Origin of the sequence: Vulcanococcus sp. CPBay_Sum15L08_68 (assembly GCF_017855895.1) — a bacterium.
Taxonomy (GTDB): Bacteria; Cyanobacteriota; Cyanobacteriia; order PCC-6307; family Cyanobiaceae; genus Vulcanococcus.
Window position 1 is genome coordinate 1 of record NZ_JAFMFX010000030.1, and the last position, 20638, is coordinate 20638.

Below are 20638 nucleotides of genomic sequence, written 5' to 3' on the forward strand. Positions count from 1 at the left end.
CGGACTTGACGGTGAGCAGTTCCTGCAGGGTGTAGGCGGCGCCGTAGGCCTCGAGGGCCCAGACCTCCATCTCACCCAGACGCTGGCCGCCCTGCTGGGCCTTACCACCCAGGGGCTGCTGGGTGACCAGGGAGTAGGGACCCGTGGAGCGAGCGTGGATCTTGTCGTCCACCAGGTGAACCAGCTTGAGGATGTGGGCGTAACCCACGGTCACGGGCTGGTCAAAGGCCTCGCCGGTCCGGCCATCGATCAACTGGATCTTGCCGGGGTTGTCAGGGTTGTAGACCCAGTCCTTACCGGGCTGGGACTTGGCCGCCTCGAGATAGGCCTGAACGGTGTTCTTCGAGGTCTCAGGGCCGTGCATTTCGTCGAAGGGCACCACCTTGACGCGGCAATCCAGGTGGGATGCAGCCCAGCCCATCAAGCACTCGAAGACCTGTCCGACGTTCATCCGGCTCGGCACACCCAGGGGGTTGAGCACGATGTCGATCGGGGTGCCGTCGGGCAGATAGGGCATGTCCTCCAGGGGAAGGATGCGGCTGATGATGCCCTTGTTGCCGTGGCGGCCGGCCATCTTGTCGCCGACCTGGATCTTGCGGCGCTGGGCCACGTAGACCCGAACCACCATGTTTGCGCCGGGCGGCAGCTCATCGCCCTGCTCGCGGGTATAGATCCGGACGTCGACCACACGGCCACGCTCGGTGCTGGGAACGCGCAGGGAGTTGTCGCGGACATCGCGGGCCTTCTCACCGAAGATCGCGCGCAGCAGCTTCTCTTCCGGGGGCTGGTCCGACTCACCCTTGGGGGTCACCTTGCCGACCAGGATGTCGCCGCTTTCGACATAGGCACCAATGCGGATGATGCCCATCTCGTCCAGGTTGCCCAGGCTCTCCTCGGCAACGTTGGGGATCTCGCGGGTGATCTCCTCAGGTCCAAGCTTGGTCTGACGGGCTTCGATCTCGTACTTCTCGATGTGCACCGAGGTGTAGAGGTCGTCGCGCACCAGGCGCTCGGAAACGAGAATCGCGTCCTCGTAGTTGTAGCCCTCCCAAGGCATGTAGGCGATCAGAACGTTCTGACCCAGGGCGATTTCACCACCCTCACAGGCCGAACCGTTGGCCAGGACCTGACCGGCGATCACCTGATCGCCAAGTTTGACGATCGGACGATGGTTGAGGCAGGTGTCCTGGTTGGAGCGCTGGTACTTCTGGAGGTAGTGGGTGTGGTCGTTGCCCTCTTCATCGCGAATGACGATCGCGGTGGCATCGACAAAGCTGACCGTGCCGTTGACGGTGGTGATGGGGACCATGCCCGAGTCACGGGCGACCTGGGTCTCCAGACCGGTGCCGACCAGGGGACGCTCAGGGCGCAGCAGAGGCACAGCCTGACGTTGCATGTTCGAACCCATCAGGGCCCGGTTGGCGTCGTCGTGCTCGAGGAAGGGGATCAGCGAGGTTGCAACCGAGATCACCTGAACCGGTGAGAGCTGCACGTAGTCGACCTGCTCGGGGGGCACGGTCTCAAAGTCCTGGCGGTAGCGCACGGGAACCAGGTCGGCCTTGATCCGGCCATCGGCGTCGGTGGCGACGTCGCCAGGAGCCACACGGCACTCGTCCTCGAGATCCGCCGAGAGGTAGAGGGGGTCACCCTGCTTGAGGACGATGCCGTCCTCCACCTTCCAGAACGGGGTCTCGATGAAGCCGTACTCGTTCACCCGGGCGTGGGTGGCCAAGGAGCCAATCAGACCGGCATTCGGACCTTCAGGGGTCTCGATCGGGCAAATCCGGCCGTAGTGGGAAGGGTGGATGTCGCGCACGGCAAAGCCAGCGCGCTCGCGGGTCAGACCGCCTGGGCCCAGGGCGCTGATGCGGCGCTTGTGGGTGAGCTCAGCCAGGGGATTCGTCTGATCCATGAACTGGCTCAGCTGGCTGGAGCCGAAGAACTCCTTGATCGCCGCCACCAGGGGCTTGGGGTTCACCAGCTGGGCCGGGGTCAGACTCTCGGTCTCACCAACGGTCATCCGCTCTTTGATGATCCGCTCGAGGCGATTCAGACCAACGCGGACCTGGTTCTGCAGCAATTCGCCCACGGAGCGAACGCGGCGGTTACCGAGGTGGTCGATGTCATCGAGGGTGGCGCCACCCACATCGAGCTCAAGGTTGATCAGGTAATCGATCGTGCTGAGGACGTCCTCAGGGGTGAGGGTGCGCGTCGCATCGGGGATGGTCAGGCGCAGCTTCTTGTTGATCTTGTAGCGACCAACCCGGCCGAGGTCGTAGCGCTTGGGATCAAAGAAACGGCTGTGCAGCAGGGTCTGACCACCGCTCACCGAGGGGGGTTCACCCGGACGCAGCTTCTTGTAGAGCTCAAGCAGAGCCTGGTCTTCTGAAGCGATGCCTTCGTCGTTCGCCGCCTCGATGGACTTTTGGTAGTACTCGGGGTGGCGCAGCTTGTCGAGGACGTCGTTGTCGGACAGGCCGATGGCCCGCATCAACACGTGGGCGTTGATCTTGCGGGTCTTGTCGACGCGAACGTGCAGCAGGTCGTTCTTGTCGGTTTCAAACTTCAGCCAGGCGCCACGGTTGGGGATCAGGCTGGCGTTAAAGGTCTTACGGCCGTTCTTGTCCTGCTCGTCTTTGAAATAGACGCCGGGTGAACGCACGATCTGGTTCACGATCACGCGCTCGGCGCCGTTGATGATGAACGTGCCGCGCTCGGTCATCAGGGGCAGTTCCCCGATGAACACTTCCTGCTCCTTGATTTCGCCGGTCTCCTTGTTGACCAGGCGGCAGGTCACATACATCTGGGACGCGAAGGTCGCGTCACGGCGCTTGGCCTCTTCCACGTCGTGGCGAGGGCGCTTCAGGCGGTACTCGCTACCGATGAAGTGCAGCTCAAGCTTGCCGGTGTAGTCGGTGATCGGGGAGAAGCTCTCCAGCTCCTCGATCAGGCCCTTCTCCAGAAACCATTTGAAGCTCGCGCGCTGCACCTCCACCAGGTCGGGGAGGTAAGTGGCGGTCTTGGCGACCTGAATCGCGCTGCTCATGCGGTGAACCTGCAGGAACGGGTGAAACGGAACGGAGGGCCTGGACAGCAGTTTCAGAACCAGGCGGAGATCAAGACGAAGGGGGATGTCAGCGCGACATCACCACACAGACGACAGAGCCAGCCGTCCCTCTCGGGAGCGACTGGCCAGCTGGGGCGCCTATTCAGATCGCTTGAACACCGCAGGGAACGACAACTCGCACCGGAAAGACAACGCACCACTGGTCATGGGCTAACTCACCAGATCCCTGGCGAGCGCTTTCGGGCTGCAACGAGCACGGATAAATCACGACTCGCTGCCAGGCCAATGAAACATCATACATTGTGAAGAGCGGGTCCAAACAGTGCACAGGCGTTGCGGGTGCTCTGTAAGGCGACGGTCTGCAGCGGCTCCTGGCGCAGGACAGCCACTCGCTCCGCCACAGCCATCACATAGGAAGGCTCGTTGCGCTTGCCCCGTCGCGGCACGGGCGCCAAGAACGGGCAGTCGGTCTCCACGAGGTATCGATCCGCGGGAACCGCTTGGGCGCAGGCATGGGTGTCGGTGGCCTTCGGGAAGGTCACATTGCCGCTAAAGCTGATGTAGAGCCCCAACTCGAGGAACCCCTGCATTTCCTCGGGAGTGCCGCTCCAGCAGTGCATCACGCCCTTAGGGCAGGCACCCCGCTCAGCACGCTCGCGCAACTCGGCAAGCATCGGTTCAGCGGCATCGCGGCAGTGAATGATCACGGGCAGATCCAGCTCCACCGCCAGGTCCAACTGGGGCCGGAGCATCGCCAGCTGTTGCTCGAGATTGTTGTCGCGGAACAGATCCAAACCGAGCTCGCCGATCGCCACGACCCTGGGGTCAGCTTGAGCCGCCTCGCGCAACACCTGCTGCGTGTTGGAAGCCCAATGCTCCGGATCCAGAGGATGAACGCCAACGGAGTAGCGAAGCTCGGGGAAGCGATCGGCCAGCGCTCGAATCGCCGGAATCTCAGAAGGCTCCACACATGCGTGAAGGAGGCGCCCCACACCGGCATCACGCCAGCGTTGAGCAACCTCCTCCAAGTCTTCGTCGAAATTTCGAAAGACGATGTGGCAGTGGCTGTCAATCAAAGGAGCCGGAAGGCTCTCGAGAGCGACGGCAGCTGCCATGGATCCAAGGTTCACCTGGATCCAACCTAAAAAATCAGGCCTTCGCTGCGGGCTCGATGGCGCTCTTGACAGCAGCGCTCAGGCGAGATTTCTGGTGGGCACCGTTGTTGCGGTGCAGCACGCCGACCTTGACGGCCTTGTCGATCTTGCTGAAGGCAGCGCTCAGGCTCGACTGGACAGCCTGCTTGGCTGCATCGCCGGGCTCCTGGCTGTAGGCGGTGCAAGCGGCGAAGCAACGCTTCATCAGGGTGCGGACCGCAGACTTGTAGGTGCGGTTGTGCAGACGATTGCGCTCGGCAACCTCAATGCGTTTCTTCGACGACTTGTTATTGGCCACAGACGGAAAAGGCGCTGATTCGGCAGTCGACAAGCTTACCCCCTGGCTTGCGACCCTCCCCAAAGGCTGAGCAACTAGCTTGAACAATCACCGCCGCACCACGGTTTCGTGACCGCCAGCTCCCCTCCAAGCCGTGCCGAGTCGATCGCACCGCTGCAGATCGAGCTGCTGCGCGATGCCGAGCAGGCCGGTCAACGGCTCGAGGCCATCGCCGAGCGCACCGGTAGCGGCCAAAGCCGAGAGGTCGCCCAACGGGTTGAGGGAATCCTCGAGCAGGTGCAACAGCAGGGCGATGCCGCCCTCTTTGAACTGACCGAGCGTTTTGATGGGGTCCGCCCGGATCCTTTGCGCGTTCCCAAGGAGGAGATCGAAGCGGCCTGGGCCGCCACCTCCCCTGAGCTGCAGGAGGCCCTGGCCCTGGCCCACCGCCGGATCCTGGACTTCCACCAGCGCCAACTGCCCAACGACCTGGCCATCACCGGAGAGCACGGAGAGCGACTGGGCCGCCGCTGGCGCCCGGTGGAGCGGGCCGGTCTCTATGTCCCAGGGGGCCGCGCCAGCTACCCCAGCACCGTTTTGATGAATGCGGTGCCCGCCAAGGTTGCGGGGGTCAAGCGGGTGGTCATGGTGACCCCTCCCGGACCCGACGGCCGCATCAACAGCACCGTGCTGGCGGCAGCCCACCTAGCGGGAATCGATGAGATCTATCGGGTCGGAGGTGCCCAAGCCGTGGGAGCCCTGGCCTACGGCACGGAATCCATCCCCCGGGTGGATGTCATCAGCGGTCCAGGCAACCTCTATGTGACCCTGGCCAAAAAAGCGGTCTACGGCCGGGTCGCCATTGACTCACTAGCTGGCCCCAGTGAAGTGCTGGTGATCGCCGATGCCAGCGCCAACCCTGACCACGTCGCGGCCGATCTCCTGGCGCAGGCGGAGCACGACCCCCTCGCTGCAGCAATCCTTCTGACCACCAGCGAGGAACTGGCACGGGCCATCCCCGCCGCGATTGAGCAGCAACTGGAGGGACACCCCCGTGCCGCCATCACCCGTCAGGCCCTCAACGACTGGGGCTTGATCGTGGTCTGCTCAGACCTGGATGAGGCGGCACAGCTCAGTGATCGCTTTGCCCCCGAACACCTGGAACTGCAGGTGGAGCAGCCTGAGCCCCTGGCCGAACAGATCCAACAGGCCGGGGCGATCTTCATGGGGGCCTGGACCCCGGAGGCTGTTGGCGATTACCTGGCCGGCCCGAACCACACCCTGCCGACCTCGGGTACGGCCCGATTCGCCGGAGCGCTGTGCGTGGAGACCTTCATGCGCCACACCAGCTTGATTCAATTCAACCGGCAAGCCCTGGAGGCCACCGGCGCTGCCGTTGGCACCCTGGCTGACAGCGAGGGACTCCACAGCCACGCAGAGTCCGTTCGCCGGCGCCTGGCCTAAGCGCTCAGCGCTTGACCAGATCCCGGACGCCGGCAACGCCGTCGTTGATCTCGCCCACCAGCACCTGGTCGGTGATGTTCACGAACAGACCGTTCTCCAGGACGCCGGGGAGGTTGTTGATCTCCTTCTCCAGGCTGACGGGATCGCCGATGCCACCGCTGAACTTGACGTCCAGCACGAGGTTGCCCTGGTCCGTCACGACGGGACCAGCCTTTTTGACTGCCATACGGAGCTGGGCGTCACCCCCCATCTCCTTGAGCTGGCCCTGGACCTGACGCCAGGCACCGGGCATCACCTCCACGGGCAGCAGAAAGCCCAGGTTGAGGGTGTCCACGAGCTTGGTGGAATCCACCACCACCACGAAGCGCTTGGCACGAACCGCCACCAGCTTCTCCTGGACGTGGCAGGCGCCGCCGCCCTTGATCAACTGGAACGAAGGATCCACCTCATCGGCGCCATCGATGGCCAGATCGATCCGATCCACGGCATTCAGGCTCTGCAGCGGGATACCCAGCTCGGCAGCAAGCACCTCACCTTGGAAGGAGGTGGTCACCCCAACGATGTCCCGCAGCTCTCCGCTTTTGAGCTTGGCGCCGAGGGCCTGAATCATCAGGGCAGCGGTTGAACCGGAGCCCAAGCCCACCACCATTCCGCTCTGGATCTGCTCGGTGGCTGCAGCCGCCACCGCCTGTTTCATCTGGTCCTGCAGATCCGCCATCACGCCGTTTTCACTGGCCAGTGACCGTAGCTCAGGCCTCAGGAATGCGGCAGCGCCTCAGGCCGGATCGAGAGATCGATCTGTTCCTCGCCCCGCAACACGCGGATCGCCAGGACATCACCAACCTGGGAGGCCTCCACCAAACGCAGCAGCTCCCCGGGATCGCTGACCTCTTGATCCGCCGCCTGGACCACCAGATCTCCCCGGCGCAAGCCAGCCCGTTCGGCAGGGCTATCCGGGATCACCCGTTGCACCAGTGCCCCGTCCCGCTCGGGCAGTTGGAGCAGGGCATTGGGGTCAGCGTTGTTGTCGCGAGCCAGCCTCGGATTGAGGGGAACTAGCTGTAGGCCCAGGTAGGGGTGCACCACGGAGTCCCCTTGGCTCAGCTGGGCCGCAACACCCTTGGCCAGGTTGATCGGGATCGCGAAACCCAATCCGGCTCCCGGACCCGAACGCACCAGGGTGTTGATCCCAATCACCTCGCCGCTGGCATTAATTAGTGGGCCACCGGAATTGCCTGGATTGATCGCCGCATCGGTCTGAATCAATTCCAGACGCTTGTCCGAGAAGCCCAGGCTGGTGATGTTGCGGTGCAGGCTGCTGACGATGCCCAGGGTGACGGTGCGCTCCAAGCCATAGGGGGTCCCTAAGGCGATGGCCCAATCCCCCACCTCCAGGGCACTGGAGTCCCCCAGTGGCGCGGACTTCAACCCCTGGGTTTTGGCAATGCGCACCACCGCCAGATCGGTCACGGGATCGATTCCGAGCACCGAGCCCTCCAGCTCTTGACCACTGGCCAGCGTCACCTCAACCCGGTCAGCGCCATCCACGACGTGGGCGTTCGTGAGAACCATGCCTTGACCATCAATCACGATTCCGGATCCCTGCCCGCGCTCACGGCTATTGGGGATCTGATCGCCAAACATCTCCCGCAGGAGCGGGTCACTAAAGGAAGGGTCCAGACCAATCCGTGGGACGGTCCTCTCGGTGTCGATCCGCACGACCGCCGGCCCAACCCGTTTCACCGCCGCAGAGACAAAACTGTGGTTGGTGTTGCTTCCAAAGTCCGCCCAGGCTGGAGCCGCCGGGAACCAAGCGGCCAGCAACAACACCAGGGCCAGCAGAACGCGCACCAAGATCCGCAACACACCCAAGTGGACTGAAGGCTAGGCAGATTCCACGGGAGACCAACGCAGAAGGGTCGAGGCCACCTCGCCCGAGGGCTGCAAGGTCAGCCAACGCCCCCCCGGCCAGTCAGGCCGCCCCAAGGGACAGGGTTGAACAGCCGCAAAGGACGCCAACGACGAGGGACAGGCCCAAAGGGGTATGGGAGACCCAGCGCCGCTGCGGGGCAGTTCGCCCTGCCAATGCTGGTGGACATGGCCGAAGAGAACGGCTTTGAGGGCTGGGGCCCGCTGGAGGCAGCGAAGAAACGGGCCTGGATCCTGCAGAGCGATCGGATCCAAGCCTGAATCACCAATGGGCACCGGGGGATGGTGCAAAGCCAGCACCACGGGCTGATCGGCCAGCTCCAGCTGGCGCTCGAGCCAAGCCAGCTGCCTGGGGTCAAGGAAGCCAGCAACGGCGCCACTGCGGTGACTCGAGAGCAACAGCAGCGTCCAGTCGCCGAGGTCCAGGGCCGCCGGGGCAATCACAGCGCGACGTCCCAAGGCCGATCGCATCAGGGCCGGATGGTCGTGGTTGCCCGGGGTCAAGGCCAGGGGAACCTCCCTCAGGGGTTCAACGTCCTCCAGGACCTCCTGCAGGCGGCGATACCCGCCCCAGCTTTCGTCCTGGCAGAGGTCCCCTGTGATCAGCAGCAGATCCGGGGGCTGATCGATCTGGGACAGGGCCTGCCGCAGGCCGTGGCGCAAGGACGCCATGGAGGGACGACCTCGGCAGTGCCCCCGAGGGTCTGCCAGGAGGTGCGGATCACTCAACTGAAGGAGGCCAGGCACACCAACCGAGCAGATCAATGGCCCTAAGTTGCCCGTTCTTGACCGAGCTGGCATGGCCGCTATCCCCCCGGGCACCCGTCAACGCTGTGCTCTCTGCCAAGTGGAGATTCAGGGCTTAGTCGGCGGCCTGGATCAGGTGCACTTCAGCCAAGGCAAGCCCTCCACCCGCTCCAAGCTCTACGCCCGGGTTTGCCAGTTCCTGCGCACAGACGAACAAAAGTCGCAGTGCCTCAACCAGGACCCCAGCTTGCGGGGCGAGGCCCAACCTGGGGATGCCTACATGGAGCCACCTGCTGTCGATCTCGGCAGCATGGGGGCCTGACGCTCCAAGGCCGATCACGTACTGTTGTGTTGTGCCCGGCGGGCACCTCTGACTGAACAGCGCTGACTCCTCGGGAGCAGCTGGACAGCCAGACAGCAGATCACTGCAGGTGCCGGACGGGTCGCCCGTTCCCCTGTTCACGATCCAGGCTTTGCCGCATCCCCTGCACCCTGACCTCCAAACCCTGGCTAGCCAGGCGGCGGAGGGCGCTGGATTCCAGGTCTGCGGCCTTGAACTGCTCACCCATCGAATTCCGATGACGTTGCTGGTCCAGCTGCGTCTGGCCGATGGCGGAGACGTGAGCCTGGACAACTGCGCCAGCTTCAGCGGAGTGCTGGGCGACGCCATCGAGAACAGCGGGCTGCTGCAGGACCCCTATGTCCTGGAAGTCAGCAGTCCGGGCGTCAGCGAGCAGCTGAGCGACGACCGAGACTTCCGCAGCTTCCGCGGATTCCCGGTTTCGATCCGCTACCGCGACACCAAATCCGGGGGCGACAACGAGCGTGAGGGCCTCTTGCTCGAACGCGATGAGGAGAACGTTCTCCTCAACGTCCGGGGACGCACGGTTCGAATCCCGCGCCCCGATGTGATCAGCGTGAAGCTGGTGACTCCCAAAGAGGCCTAACCCCTCCTTTCCCCTCTCCAATCCCGCACCCAACCACCTGCCATGGCACTGGTCCTGCTCCCCGGTCTCTCCAACCTGATCGAGGACATCAGCGAAGAGAAAAAACTGCCCCCTGCGGTGGTGGAAGCGGCCCTGCGTGAAGCCCTGCTCAAGGGCTATGAGCGCTACCGCCGCACCCTTTATCTGGGGATTAGCGAGGACCCCTTCGAGGAGGACTACTTCTCCAACTTCGATGTCGCCCTGGATCTCGACGAAGAGGGCTACCGGGTACTGGCCTCCAAAATCATCGTTGAAGAGGTCGAGAGCGAAGACCACCAAATCTCACTGGCCGAAGTGATGCAGGTGGCGGAAGACGCCCAGGCCGGTGACACCGTGGTGCTGGACGTCACCCCCGAGAAGGAAGACTTCGGCCGCATGGCCGCCGCCACCACCAAACAGGTGCTGGCCCAGAAGCTGCGCGACCAGCAGCGCCGCATGATCCAGGAGGAGTTCGCCGACCTGGAAGATCCCGTCCTGACCGCTCGCGTGATTCGCTTCGAGCGACAGAGCGTGATCATGGCCGTCAGCAGCGGACTGGGTCGCCCCGAAGTGGAGGCCGAACTCCCCCGCCGCGACCAGCTGCCCAATGACAACTACCGGGCCAACGCCACCTTCAAGGTCTTCCTGAAGGAAGTCAGTGAGATTCCGCGCCGCGGACCTCAACTGTTTGTCAGCCGCGCCAACGCCGGTCTGGTCGTCTATCTCTTCGAGAACGAAGTGCCCGAGATCCAGGAGGGGTCGGTCCGCATCGTTGCCGTCGCCCGTGAGGCCAACCCCCCCTCCCGCTCGGTCGGTCCCCGCACCAAGGTGGCCGTGGACAGCGTGGAGCGCGAAGTGGACCCTGTCGGCGCCTGCATTGGCGCCCGCGGCTCTCGCATCCAGCAGGTCGTGAACGAACTGCGTGGCGAAAAAATCGATGTCATCCGCTGGTCCCATGACCCGGGCCAGTACATCGCCAACTCCCTGAGCCCCGCCCGCGTGGAAGCGGTTCGACTGGTGGATCCCGAAGGGCAGCATGCCCACGTCCTGGTGCCCCCCGATCAGCTCAGCCTGGCCATCGGCCGTGAGGGTCAGAACGTCCGTCTCGCCGCTCGCCTGACCGGCTGGAAGATCGACATCAAGAACAGCACCGAGTACGACCAGGCCTCTGAGGACGAGAAGGTCGCGGAACTGATCTCCATGCGCCAGGAAGAGGAAGCGCTTCAGGCGGAAGCTGAAGCCCGGATGGAGGCAGAACACGCCCTGCGTGCCGAGGAAGACGCCCGTCTGCGGGAGCTCTATCCCCTGCCCGAGGACGAAGAGGAGTACGGCGAGCAGGCCCAGTACGACGAAGCGGCCTACGAGCAAGAGCCTGTGGCTGAGGCTGAGGCCACCGACGCCGTGGCAACGGAAGACGCAGTCGAAGAGGCTGTCGAAGAGACGACCGACGAGGAAGGAGCCCGGTGAAGCAACAGCCCGTCCTCAGGCGTTGTGTGACCTGCCGTGCACTGCTGGATCGCCAGCACCTGCTACGGGTCATCCGCCTTGCCGAGGGCGGCATGGCTCTGGACCAAGGGATGGGCCGATCGGCCTATCTCTGTCCGACCGAGAGCTGTTTTGAGGAAGCCAAGCGCCGCAAACGTCTGCAGAAGGCACTCCGGTGCCAAGTGTCAGATTCCATCTACGCGGCCTTGGCGCAGCGCCTGAATGCCACCTCTTATCAGGCGCTGAGGCAAGATAAATAGTGGCCTCACTGTGGGTGATGGCCCGGTGGCACGTGTTGCCCCCGACCACTTGGAGCACTTGATGACCAGCAGCGGCAAAGTCAGGATTTACGAGCTGTCCAAGGACTTGGGCCTTGAGAACAAGGACGTGCTCGATGCCGCCGAGAAACTGTCGATCGCAGCGAAGAGCCATAGCAGCTCCATCAGCGATGACGAGGCAGCAAAAATCCGCAGCCTGATCAAAGGTGGCGGGAATGGCAGCAAGGCCGCTCCGACGGTGGACGAGCCCAAGAAAGCCATCCTCTCGGTCAAGAAGGCCGCTCCTGCCGCACCGGCAGCGCCTGCGAAACCCGCAGCGGCCAAACCGGTAGCGGCCAGCCCTGCTCCGGCGAAACCTGCTGCTGCGGCCCCTGCTCCTCGGCCCCAGCCCCAGGCAGCCAAGCCCGCCGCTCCGTCCGCTCCAGCTCGCCCGGCCGCACCATCCGCTCCCCCAGCCCGCCCTGCGGCAGCGGCCAAGCCCGCAGCCAAACCTGCGGCCAGTGCTCCCCCCAGCCGTCCAGCGGCCCCGTCAGCGCCTCCGGCTCGTCCCGCAGCGGCCAAGCCTGCCGCCAAACCCGCTGCCAGCGCTCCCCCCAGCCGTCCCGCAGCCCCGGCCCCGAGCCGACCTGCACCGGCAATCGTGTCCAAGACCCCGGCAGGAGCGGGAGCCCCCCCGGCCCGCAAGCCGGCGCCCCCTGTGTCGCGCCCTGCGGCAGGTAGCCCCCCCCAGCGTCCTGGCGCCCCCACGCGTCCCGCTGCAGGCGGTGGCCGCCCGCAGCTCGTTAGCCGTCCTCAGGGCGGCCAGGGCGGAGCCCGTCCTGCCACACCCTCCGGCCGCCCGGCCCTGAGCCAGCGGCCAGGGATGCCCACACGCCCCGGCGCACCCGCCCCCACGCGGGTGGGACAGGGCGGCAAGCCCGCCAAACCCGCCCGCCCTCAGGTGGAGCTGGTCGGCAAACCCATTCGCCGTGATGTCAGCGGTCCTGGTGGCGGCGGGAACCGCCCCGCGCCCCCGACCCGTCCCGGCATGCCTGGCATGCGCAAGCCGGTGGCCCCTGGCGAGCTCATGCAGCTCCAGAAACCTGGAGCAAGGCCCAGCGCACCGGCGCCTCGGCGTCCTGGCGGCGCCCCTGGCGCACCCGCCGGCGCCCCCGGAGCCCCTGGAGCAGGCGACGCCAACCGTCCTTCGGCCACTCCCCCGTCGGCACCACGCCGCCCGAATTTCCGTGCACCCCAGCCGCCCGGTGGCGGCCGTCCCCGCCGCCCCGATTGGGACGACAGCGCGCGTCTGGATGCACTGCGCAGCCGCTCACCCCAGAAGCAGCGCCAGCGCGTTCACATCATTGGCGAGAACGACGACTCGCTGGCCGCACAAACCGGCGGCTACGCCGGTGACACCGATGCGGTGGTGCTGCAGGCCTCCCTCGCCCGTCCGGCGAAACCCCGCAGCGCTGGCTCCGCTCAGCCGAAGCCAACCGTTGTGGCCCGCAAGCGCCGCAAGGAAACCGCCCGTCAGCGTCAGCGCCGCCGCGCGATGGAGCTGCGTGCCGCACGGGAAGCCAAGCAACAGCGGCCCGAAATGCTCATCGTTCCGGAGGGCAACCTCACGGTGCAGGAGCTGGCCGACAAGCTGGGCGTCGAGAGCTCCGAGATCATCAAGAGCCTCTTCTTCAAGGGCATCATCGCCACGGTGACCCAAACCCTCGATCTCTCAGCGATCGAGACGGTGTCCCAGGAATTCGGCGTTCCGGTGCTCGAGGACGACGTCGAGGAAGCGGCGGCCAAGACCGTCGAGATGATCGAAGAGAGCGATCTCGCTCACCTGATCCGGCGTCCACCTGTGGTCACGGTCATGGGCCACGTGGACCACGGCAAGACCAGCCTGCTGGACTCGATCCGCAAAACCCGGGTCACCGCTGGCGAAGCCGGTGGCATCACCCAGCACATCGGTGCCTACCAAGTCGAAGTTCCCCACGCCGGGGAGCAGCGGAAGATCACCTTCCTCGACACCCCTGGCCACGAAGCCTTCACCGCCATGCGGGCCCGTGGCACCAAGGTCACTGACGTGGCCGTGCTGGTGGTGGCCGCCGATGACGGCGTGCGTCCCCAGACCCTGGAGGCCATCAGCCACGCCCGCGCCGCCAAGGTGCCGATCGTGGTGGCGATCAACAAGATCGACAAAGAAGGTGCCTCCCCGGATCGCGTCAAACAGGAGCTGTCCTCCCACGAACTCGTGGCTGAGGACTGGGGCGGCAACACCGTGATGGTGCCGGTGAGTGCCATCAAGGGCGAGAACATCGAGAAGCTGCTGGAGATGATCCTGCTGGTCACCGAAGTGGAAGACCTGCAGGCCAACCCAGACCGGATGGCCCGGGGCACCGTCATCGAGGCACACCTCGACAAGGCGAAGGGCCCTGTGGCCACCCTGCTGATCCAGAACGGCACCCTGCGCACCGGCGACGTGCTGGCCGCTGGTCCGATCCTGGGCAAGGTGCGCGCCATGGTCGACGACAACGGCAAGCGCGTCAAAGAAGCCGGCCCCTCCTACGCCGTTGAGGCCCTGGGCTTCAGCGAAGTGCCGACGGCCGGCGACGAGTTCGAGGTCTACACCGACGAAAAAACGGCCCGTGCGGTGGTCGGCGACCGCGCCACCGAAGCCCGCGCAACCCGTCTGGCCCAACAGATGGCCTCCCGCCGGGTCTCTCTGGCCTCCATGTCGGGCCAGGCCAGCGAAGGGGAACTCAAGGAACTCAACCTCATCCTCAAGGCCGACGTTCAGGGTTCCGTCGAGGCAATCCTCGGGTCCTTGGAACAACTGCCTCAAGAGGAGGTTCAGGTCCGCGTGCTGCTCTCTGCACCGGGCGAAGTCACCGAAACCGACGTCGACCTGGCGGCGGCTTCCGGTGCTGTCATCGTCGGCTTCAACACCTCGATGGCGCCTGGCGCCAAGCGTGCTGCTGACGCCACGGGCGTGGATGTTCGTGACTACGACGTCATCTACAAACTGCTCGAGGACATCCAGATGGCCATGGAAGGCCTGCTGGAACCCGAACTGGTGGAAGAGCCCCTGGGCGAAACCGAGGTTCGGGCCGTCTTCACGATCGGCAAGAGCGCCGTGGCGGGTTGCTACGTCACCAGCGGCAAACTGCAGCGCAACTGCAAGGTCCGCGTCTGGCGCGGCAAGGAAAAGGTGTTCGAGGGCGACCTGGACTCCCTGCGCCGCGGCAAGGACGATGTCAAAGAAGTCGCCACCGGCTTCGAATGCGGCATCGGCTGTGATCGTTTTGCCAACTGGCAAGAGGGCGACCGGGTGGAATCCTTCAAACTGGTCACGCAGCGACGCACCCTCAGCAACTGACCGTGAATCCGGCAAGACGCGAACCGCTCCTGTGGCTCCAGCTACTGGGGCTCGCGGCCTTGCCGCTCGAAATCCTGTTGCTATTCCTGCTGTTTGCAGGGGCAGACCCGGGTCCCTTCCCCGGCTTTGAACGCTTACTGACCTGGGCGATCGGCGCCCTGGGAAGCGCGGTCCTCTTCTGGCGCCTTCCTCCCGACCTCTGGTCTGTGCTGATCCTGCAGGTGCCCCTGCGGGGTCGCCGACCAGAGCAGTTTCGTCTGAGTGCCCTTCAGACCGCCCTGCCTCTGAAGGTCGTCATTGCCCTGGGCGCAGCACTGCTCCTTCCTCTGACCTGGTGGGCAGACAGCCACGCCGGCATGGCCTGGGCCTGGTCCCCTCTCTCCAGCAGCCCCAGGCTGGTGGTTCTGCTGCTCTGCATCCCGGTGCTGGCGCTGATCCAATGGCAGTGGGCCCAAGTGATCCAGTCCCTCTGGATGCTCACCAGATCCGCTGGTCTGGTGGATCAGACCCTGCCCCTCACCCAAGTCCAGGCTGCTGAGCAGCGCCTCAACGCTGGGCTACCGCTCTTGCTTCTCGCGCCGTTGGCCTTTGCGGAACCTGCGGCTTCCGTCGAGCCGGAACCGAAGGTCACACCGCAAGACCAACAGGAAAAACCCGAAGCTATCGCTCCTGAACCCGAGCAGACCGACTCACCTACCGAGACAGAGCCCGTCGCCGCAGAAGCTTCTGAACCTGCTGCAGAGCCTTTGCAGGCGGACGCGGAGGTCGTTGAGGCAACCGACGAGGACCACGAGGCCAACGCTGAAGCCCTTGCCTCAGAAGACGTCGATGTGCCGCAAGCGGAAGCCTCAGACGCCGACGCCGAACGAGAAGCCGACGCAGAGCCCGAGGAGGAAGCGGTCGTTCACGAAGAGCCCTGTTCCGAAGAAACCGGCCCCGAAGAGACCACTGCCGAAGCACCCCAAGACACTGAGGAAGACCCTGCCAAACAGGACAGCGAAGACGCGTCAGTCGTCGACGCTGGGGGAGCGGTCGCGCCAGAGGAGAAGCCCGAAGAGGGCTAACGCCGAAACCTGAATCAGGAGGTCAGAGGACTGGACCACCTCTCCACCGGCCGAACGCATCGCCATCGTGGCCAGGCCAACGGCCGCAGAAGCAGTAAAGGCCAACCAGAGTCCTCGCCTGAGTCCACGCCAGGGGGTGCGAGCCTCCTGCAACAGACGAGCCCTGAGATCGGGATCCAGTGGGGGACGGGAGTCAGGCGGCATCCGCGCGTCTCAGGCTTCGAAGCCTGAATGCTAATTTCACTGGGCTGCCGGTGTAGCTCAGTGGTAGAGCAACTGATTCGTAATCAGTAGGTCGTCGGTTCAAGTCCGATCTCCGGCTTTTCAGGTCCTGACGCTCTCAAAAGAGATGGGACCCTGCAGTCACAGCAAGACATCTGAGCCCGCGGCTTTGAATTCGAGCCAAAGATGGCACCTGGCTCTAGCGATACTCGACCAGGGCAGCTGGTGGATGTTCAGCTTCTGAAAGTTCGCTGAGCATTTGAAAGTCGTCAAAGTCAAAACCAGGGGCGACCGCACACACCATCAGGCTCCAACGCCCTGAAGCCCGAGCGGCCTGCCAGACACCCGCTGGCACCACGACCGTTTCTGCTGAACCCGGCAGAAGACAGTGCTCCTGCAGCTGCCCATCCATCACCAACAGCAACGCCAAGGGATCCCCCGCTAGGCAGCACCAACTCTCATCGGCGTGGTTCACCCGATGCCAGCGACTGATCTCCCCGGGGCCCAACAGAAACAGGATCTGGGTCAGGGCGTCGCGCTGCACCCCATCGGCGCGGCGCACCTTGAGCGCGCTGCGGAAGGTCTCTCGATACCACCCCCCCTCGGGGTGAGGTTGAAGATCAAGGGCCGCAACGATCTCAGCCACGCTGTGGCGTTCTGGATCCCACGGACCGAGGTTGTCTTGCGTCATGCCTGCCATGCTTGGGCCAACGGCACGGAGGTGCGATCGATCGCAGCACGATGCAACGTCTGGTCGATGCGGCCCGGGCCGAAGCCGAACAGGGCTGGAGCGAAGGGGGAATTCCCATCGGTGCCGTCCTGGCCCAAGAGGATGGAACGATCGTCGCCCGTGGACACAACCAACGGGTCCAGAACGGGGATCCCACCAGCCATGGTGAAACCCAGTGCATCCGCAACGCCGGGCGGCGCCGCGACTGGCGTGAGCTGACCCTGGTCACCACCCTCTCTCCCTGTCCGATGTGCGCCGGAACGGCCGTTCTGCTGGGATTCCGGCGGGTGGTCATCGGAGAGCGCAAGACCTTTCAAGGGGCCGAGACCTGGCTCAAGGAGGCTGGAATCGAAGTCACCTGCCTGGACGATCCACGCTGCGAAGCGCTGATGCAAACCATGCAGCAGCAGAAGCCTGAGCTCTGGGCAGAAGACATCGGCTGCTGAACAGCGATGAACATCGTCCTGCTGAGGCCAGAAGACTGGATCGACGAGCAGCGCGTGCTGCTGAATGACGAGCGGGCGCGCCACATCCGCAATGTGCTCAAGTCGAGCGTGGGCGAGACCCTGCGGCTCGGGCTCATCGGAGGTGCCTGCGGTCAGGGGCTGATTGAGTCCCTGGACTCCAGTGGCGTGGTGCTCAGAACCGTCCTCAGCGAACCGCCACCCAAGCGCCATCCCTTCGATTTGGTGCTGGCCCTACCGAGACCCAAGATGCTGCGCCGGATCCTGCGGCAATGCGCCGAATTTGGGATCAGCCATCTGCACCTGATCAACAGTGCGCGGGTCGAGAAGAGCTACTGGCAAAGCCCGCTGCTGCAAGCCAGCAACGTCGAGGCCGCCCTGCTCGCGGGCATGGAGCGCTCCCGAGACACCATCGCCCCGCAGGTGCATCTGCACCAACGCTTCCGGCCCTTCATCGAAGACGAGCTCCCAGGGCTCTGCGCCGGACGGCTCTGCCTGATCACTGAGATGGGGGCCGAGGAGCCCTTGGCTCAGCACGCCGGCCAACCCGCTCTGGTGATGATCGGGCCCGAGGGCGGCTTTGTCCCTTTTGAGATCGAGCTCGCCCAGGCCCATGGTGCCCGCCCCGTCCATCTAGGGGAGCGGACCTTGAGCGTGGACACGGCCCTCAGCGCAACCCTGGCTCAGGGATCAGCTGTGTTTGCTCTCAGCTCGGGCCAAAGCCTCGGCGGGATCCCCCTGTAGATCCGCCTCCAGGAAGGCCGGCGTTTCCGGCAAGGCCAAGTGCACGTGGTTGTCCATGTGCACCTGCACCGTCAGATCCTTGGCCTGCACGTCGAGGATGTGACCGCCATGGTTGTGGTCATCGCTCAGCAGGTGCAGGTGATAGCCGGGCACATTGATCGTGCGGGCATAGCTGGGAGTCCAGAACCCCACCAGGCTTCCGCGCAGACCGCTCTGGCTGAACTCCGCCTGGTGACTGGTCGCGGTCACCAGGTCCGTGCCATGGGCGCTCTTGCAGGCCACGCGGTAGTGGATCCTCTCGAACGTGCCGGTAATGCGGATGGCGCAGAAGAGATTGTCGCTGCGCCTTAGGCCATCGAGCTGGGCGGTGAGGTCGTCCCAACTGCTGACGGACGGCAGCGTCGTCGTGCTGTCAGCCGCAAAGAAGGTCGTCGCCCAAAAGGGAGCCAGGGCCGTGTCCGGGGCGACATGCACCGACCCATCACTGCGGGCCTGCCAGCAGGTGCCATCGAGCATGATCCCCTCACCATCGAGGCCATCGAAGGTGCCCAGGCCGAAGTCTCCATGGCGCTTGATGTCCGCCACGCGCACGCAACCCTGATAGACCCCCTGCACCAGCGCTCCAGAGGTGGAGACCTGATAGATCGTGTGGTGGTCAAGATCCAGGGTTTCCGCCAGGGAGCGGCGAACCAGATGGCTGACGCTGTCGCCCGTGCGTTCAGCCAAGGCGTGCAGCGCGTCCCAGAGACCATCGCCAACGGAGACGTTCAGGTGGTGACCGCTCGCATGCTGCGTGCTCATCGGAACCTCAGTGGATGAACTGCTGGTGCACGTTCTGCATCAGCCGGATGTTCTCGGAGTAGTCCACCGGAACATTGATCAGAACCGGTACCGGCTGCTGCAGAGCCTCCCGCAGGACGGGTCCGAGGTCCTCGGCGTTCTGGATCGAGTAGCCCTTCGCGCCAAAGGCCTCGGCGAACTTGACGACGTCGTAGTCGCCAAGCTGGATCCCCGAGACCCGTCCGTAGTGGGCCTGCTCCTGGAACTCCACCATGTTGTAGGAGTGGCTGTTCCAAATCACGTGCACGAAGCGGCTGCCCATCCGCACCGCCGTCTCCAGCTCCGTCGCCGTGAACAAAAAGCCACCGTCCCCTGAGACGGAGACCACGGGACAGCCGGGGCGCACCATCCCAGCGGCAATGGCCCAGGGCAGGGCCACGCCCAGGGTCTGCTGACCATTGCTCACCAGCACCTGGCGGGCTCGCTCAGCCTGGGCATAGCGGTTCATCCAGATGTAGTGGGAGCCGACATCCAGGCAGAGCGTGGTGTCCTTGGTGATCACCGAACTGATCTCGTGCACCAGGCGCAACGGATGAACAGGAGCAGCCCCACCCATGGAGGCACCCTCGGCGGCCGTCGCCCGTAATTCAGCGGCGAGGGCCTGCTGCTGCTGACGGAAATCAGGGGCGATCGTCAGTGGCGGCAGGGTGGCCATGGCGATCAGGGTCTGCTGCAGATCCCCGATCAACTCCACCTGGGGCAGGAAGGCTTGGTCCTGGTCCGCAGCCTGGACATCGACATTGATCAGGGTGCGGGATTGATCGCTATTCCAAAGGCTGGGGTCGTATTCGACCGGATCAAAGCCGAGGCAGATGACCCCATCGGCAGCGCTCAGCAGGGCATCCGCCGGTTGGTTGCGGAAGAGTCCCAACCGCCCCACGTACTGCTCCGGCGCGACCCAGCGCCCGGGCCCTTGGAAGGTGGCGCAGTAGGGCAGTCCGCTGCGGCGCACATAGGCCTGGAGCGCTTCGCTGAGATCTGGATCTGAAGCCTGCATCCCCAGAAGGAGCAGGGGCCGCTCCAGGGTTGCCATCAACTCCGCGGCCCGGCTCAGGGCCTGGGGATGGCAGGGCCCCTGCAGGATCGGCTCACCCCAGCCCGCCGATGGGTCGGCCTCGATCTCAGCCAAGCCAACGTCCTTGGGCAGCCCCAGAAAGGCTGCCCCCGGCCGGCCCTGCTCAGCCGCCCGAATGGCATTGCCCAGGACCTCCGGTAGGTCGTGAATCGAGAGGGCGGACTGGGCAAAGCGCGTCACCGGCTGCATCAGGCCGATGGCATCCAGCGACTGATGGGTCTGCTTAAAGCGATCGTCCAGGGGCACCTCACCACCGATCGCCAACACGGGGTCGCCTTCGGTGGTCGCCGTTGCCAGGCCCGTCACCAGGTTGGTCACGCCAGGGCCGGAGGTGGCCAGGCAGACGCCGATGCGGCCGGTCAGGCGGCCAAAGGCTTGAGCCATGAATGCCGCGTTCTGCTCATGGCGGCAGAGCACCAGCTCGATGGGCGAATCCAGCAGGGCCGTGAAGACGCTGTCGACCTTGGCCCCGGGGATGCCAAACACATGGGTGACGCCATGGGCTTCCAGCGCCTTGACCAGAAACTGAGCACCCGTCAGAGCCTTGGACCGCGGCGCCGGCTCCACTGGGCGGCCTGGCGTTCTGCGGTTGGAGGTCTGCGGTGCGTGGGGATGGGAATGGCGTGCCGATGTCGTCATCCGACGGTCCGAAGGCTGATTCGCACACCATGACCACAACGCTGCACCACAGCCCCTGCGTTCGTTTTTTTTCGGGAATCTGCGCCCCCCCAACAAAAAGCCCCCTCTTGCGAGGGGGCTTCTGGTTCAACCGAGA

General features: G+C 64.8%; 19 protein-coding genes and 1 tRNA gene. 10 read left to right on the forward strand and 10 right to left on the reverse strand.

The features are described from left to right. From rpoB to rpsT, 3 genes are all read right to left on the reverse strand, one after another. Window positions 1-3046, reverse strand: a 3046-nt coding sequence (gene rpoB, locus QZ189_RS06520) for a DNA-directed RNA polymerase subunit beta (protein ID WP_296421361.1), incomplete at its 3' end; no start/stop codon positions are given. Between the two features lie 314 nt (window positions 3047-3360). Continuing rightward, complete coding sequence (locus tag QZ189_RS06525; protein WP_247477047.1) at window positions 3361-4182, reverse strand: TatD family hydrolase; 822 nt, start codon at window positions 4180-4182, stop codon at window positions 3361-3363. 34 nt (window positions 4183-4216) lie between these two features. Next, a complete protein-coding gene (gene rpsT / locus QZ189_RS06530) occupies window positions 4217-4519 on the reverse strand; it encodes a 30S ribosomal protein S20 (protein WP_010315240.1) in 303 nt (100 codons plus the stop codon). Between the two features lie 108 nt (window positions 4520-4627). Here rpsT and hisD point away from each other — a divergent pair, with 108 nt between their 5' ends. Next, window positions 4628-5962, forward strand: coding sequence for a histidinol dehydrogenase (gene hisD / locus QZ189_RS06535; protein ID WP_296416272.1), 1335 nt, complete (start codon window positions 4628-4630; stop codon window positions 5960-5962). A 4-nt stretch (window positions 5963-5966) separates the two neighbouring features. Here the strand turns inward: hisD and rpiA are convergent, their stop codons facing one another. From rpiA to QZ189_RS06550, 3 genes are read right to left on the reverse strand one after another with little or no spacing between them, the layout of a single operon-like run. Continuing rightward, entirely contained in the window at window positions 5967-6680 is a 714-nt protein-coding gene (gene rpiA, locus QZ189_RS06540; RefSeq protein WP_010315237.1) for a ribose-5-phosphate isomerase RpiA, read from the reverse strand. Window positions 6681-6718: 38 nt separating this feature from the next. After that, window positions 6719-7813, reverse strand: a complete 1095-nt coding sequence (locus tag QZ189_RS06545; RefSeq protein WP_156797826.1) for a trypsin-like peptidase domain-containing protein — start codon at window positions 7811-7813, stop codon at window positions 6719-6721. 33 nt (window positions 7814-7846) lie between these two features. Then, entirely contained in the window at window positions 7847-8638 is a 792-nt protein-coding gene (locus QZ189_RS06550; protein WP_296421362.1) for a metallophosphoesterase, read from the reverse strand. 52 nt (window positions 8639-8690) lie between these two features. Here QZ189_RS06550 and QZ189_RS06555 point away from each other — a divergent pair, with 52 nt between their 5' ends. The 6 genes from QZ189_RS06555 (at window position 8691) to QZ189_RS06580 (ending at window position 15788) form a co-directional block, all read left to right on the forward strand. Further along, entirely contained in the window at window positions 8691-8960 is a 270-nt protein-coding gene (locus tag QZ189_RS06555; protein WP_010315231.1) for a hypothetical protein, read from the forward strand. A gap of 151 nt (window positions 8961-9111) precedes the next feature. Continuing rightward, window positions 9112-9585: a ribosome maturation factor RimP gene (rimP, locus tag QZ189_RS06560; protein ID WP_029626137.1), complete on the forward strand. Its 474-nt coding sequence runs from the start codon at window positions 9112-9114 to the stop codon at window positions 9583-9585. Between the two features lie 42 nt (window positions 9586-9627). After that, on the forward strand, window positions 9628-11070 hold the full coding sequence (gene nusA, locus QZ189_RS06565; protein ID WP_296421363.1) for a transcription termination factor NusA: 1443 nt from the start codon (window positions 9628-9630) through the stop codon (window positions 11068-11070). After that, window positions 11067-11348 carry a YlxR family protein gene (locus QZ189_RS06570; protein ID WP_029626136.1) on the forward strand — a complete coding sequence of 94 codons (282 nt, stop codon included), beginning with the start codon at window positions 11067-11069 and terminating at the stop codon, window positions 11346-11348. The genes nusA and QZ189_RS06570 overlap by 4 nt, the downstream gene beginning before the upstream one ends. Before the next feature lie 61 nt (window positions 11349-11409). Then, entirely contained in the window at window positions 11410-14724 is a 3315-nt protein-coding gene (gene infB, locus QZ189_RS06575; RefSeq protein WP_296421364.1) for a translation initiation factor IF-2, read from the forward strand. A 2-nt stretch (window positions 14725-14726) separates the two neighbouring features. Next, the gene (locus QZ189_RS06580; protein WP_296421365.1) at window positions 14727-15788 is read left to right on the forward strand and encodes a low-complexity tail membrane protein; all 1062 of its coding nucleotides are present in this window, start codon (window positions 14727-14729) and stop codon (window positions 15786-15788) included. On the opposite strand, the gene QZ189_RS06585 is transcribed toward QZ189_RS06580, so the two are convergent. Then, window positions 15732-15992 carry a DUF3493 domain-containing protein gene (locus tag QZ189_RS06585; protein WP_071777943.1) on the reverse strand — a complete coding sequence of 87 codons (261 nt, stop codon included), beginning with the start codon at window positions 15990-15992 and terminating at the stop codon, window positions 15732-15734. The genes QZ189_RS06580 and QZ189_RS06585 overlap by 57 nt on opposite strands. A 46-nt stretch (window positions 15993-16038) precedes the next feature. Between QZ189_RS06585 and QZ189_RS06590 the strand changes: the two genes are divergently transcribed. After that, a tRNA-Thr gene (locus tag QZ189_RS06590) sits at window positions 16039-16110 on the forward strand. A gap of 99 nt (window positions 16111-16209) precedes the next feature. On the opposite strand, the gene QZ189_RS06595 is transcribed toward QZ189_RS06590, so the two are convergent. Then, window positions 16210-16701 carry a cupin domain-containing protein gene (locus tag QZ189_RS06595; RefSeq protein ID WP_010315209.1) on the reverse strand — a complete coding sequence of 164 codons (492 nt, stop codon included), beginning with the start codon at window positions 16699-16701 and terminating at the stop codon, window positions 16210-16212. A 50-nt stretch (window positions 16702-16751) separates the two neighbouring features. On the opposite strand from QZ189_RS06595, the gene QZ189_RS06600 reads away from it, so the two are divergent. Continuing rightward, entirely contained in the window at window positions 16752-17186 is a 435-nt protein-coding gene (locus QZ189_RS06600) for a nucleoside deaminase (RefSeq protein ID WP_296416265.1), read from the forward strand. A 6-nt stretch (window positions 17187-17192) separates the two neighbouring features. Beyond that, window positions 17193-17948, forward strand: coding sequence for a 16S rRNA (uracil(1498)-N(3))-methyltransferase (locus QZ189_RS06605; protein ID WP_296421366.1), 756 nt, complete (start codon window positions 17193-17195; stop codon window positions 17946-17948). Here the strand turns inward: QZ189_RS06605 and budA are convergent. Both budA and alsS read right to left on the reverse strand, forming a co-directional pair. After that, on the reverse strand, window positions 17895-18749 hold the full coding sequence (gene budA / locus QZ189_RS06610; RefSeq protein ID WP_296421367.1) for an acetolactate decarboxylase: 855 nt from the start codon (window positions 18747-18749) through the stop codon (window positions 17895-17897). The genes QZ189_RS06605 and budA overlap by 54 nt on opposite strands. A gap of 7 nt (window positions 18750-18756) precedes the next feature. Then, complete coding sequence (gene alsS / locus QZ189_RS06615) at window positions 18757-20502, reverse strand: acetolactate synthase AlsS (protein WP_296421368.1); 1746 nt, start codon at window positions 20500-20502, stop codon at window positions 18757-18759. Window positions 20503-20638 lie beyond the last annotated feature (136 nt).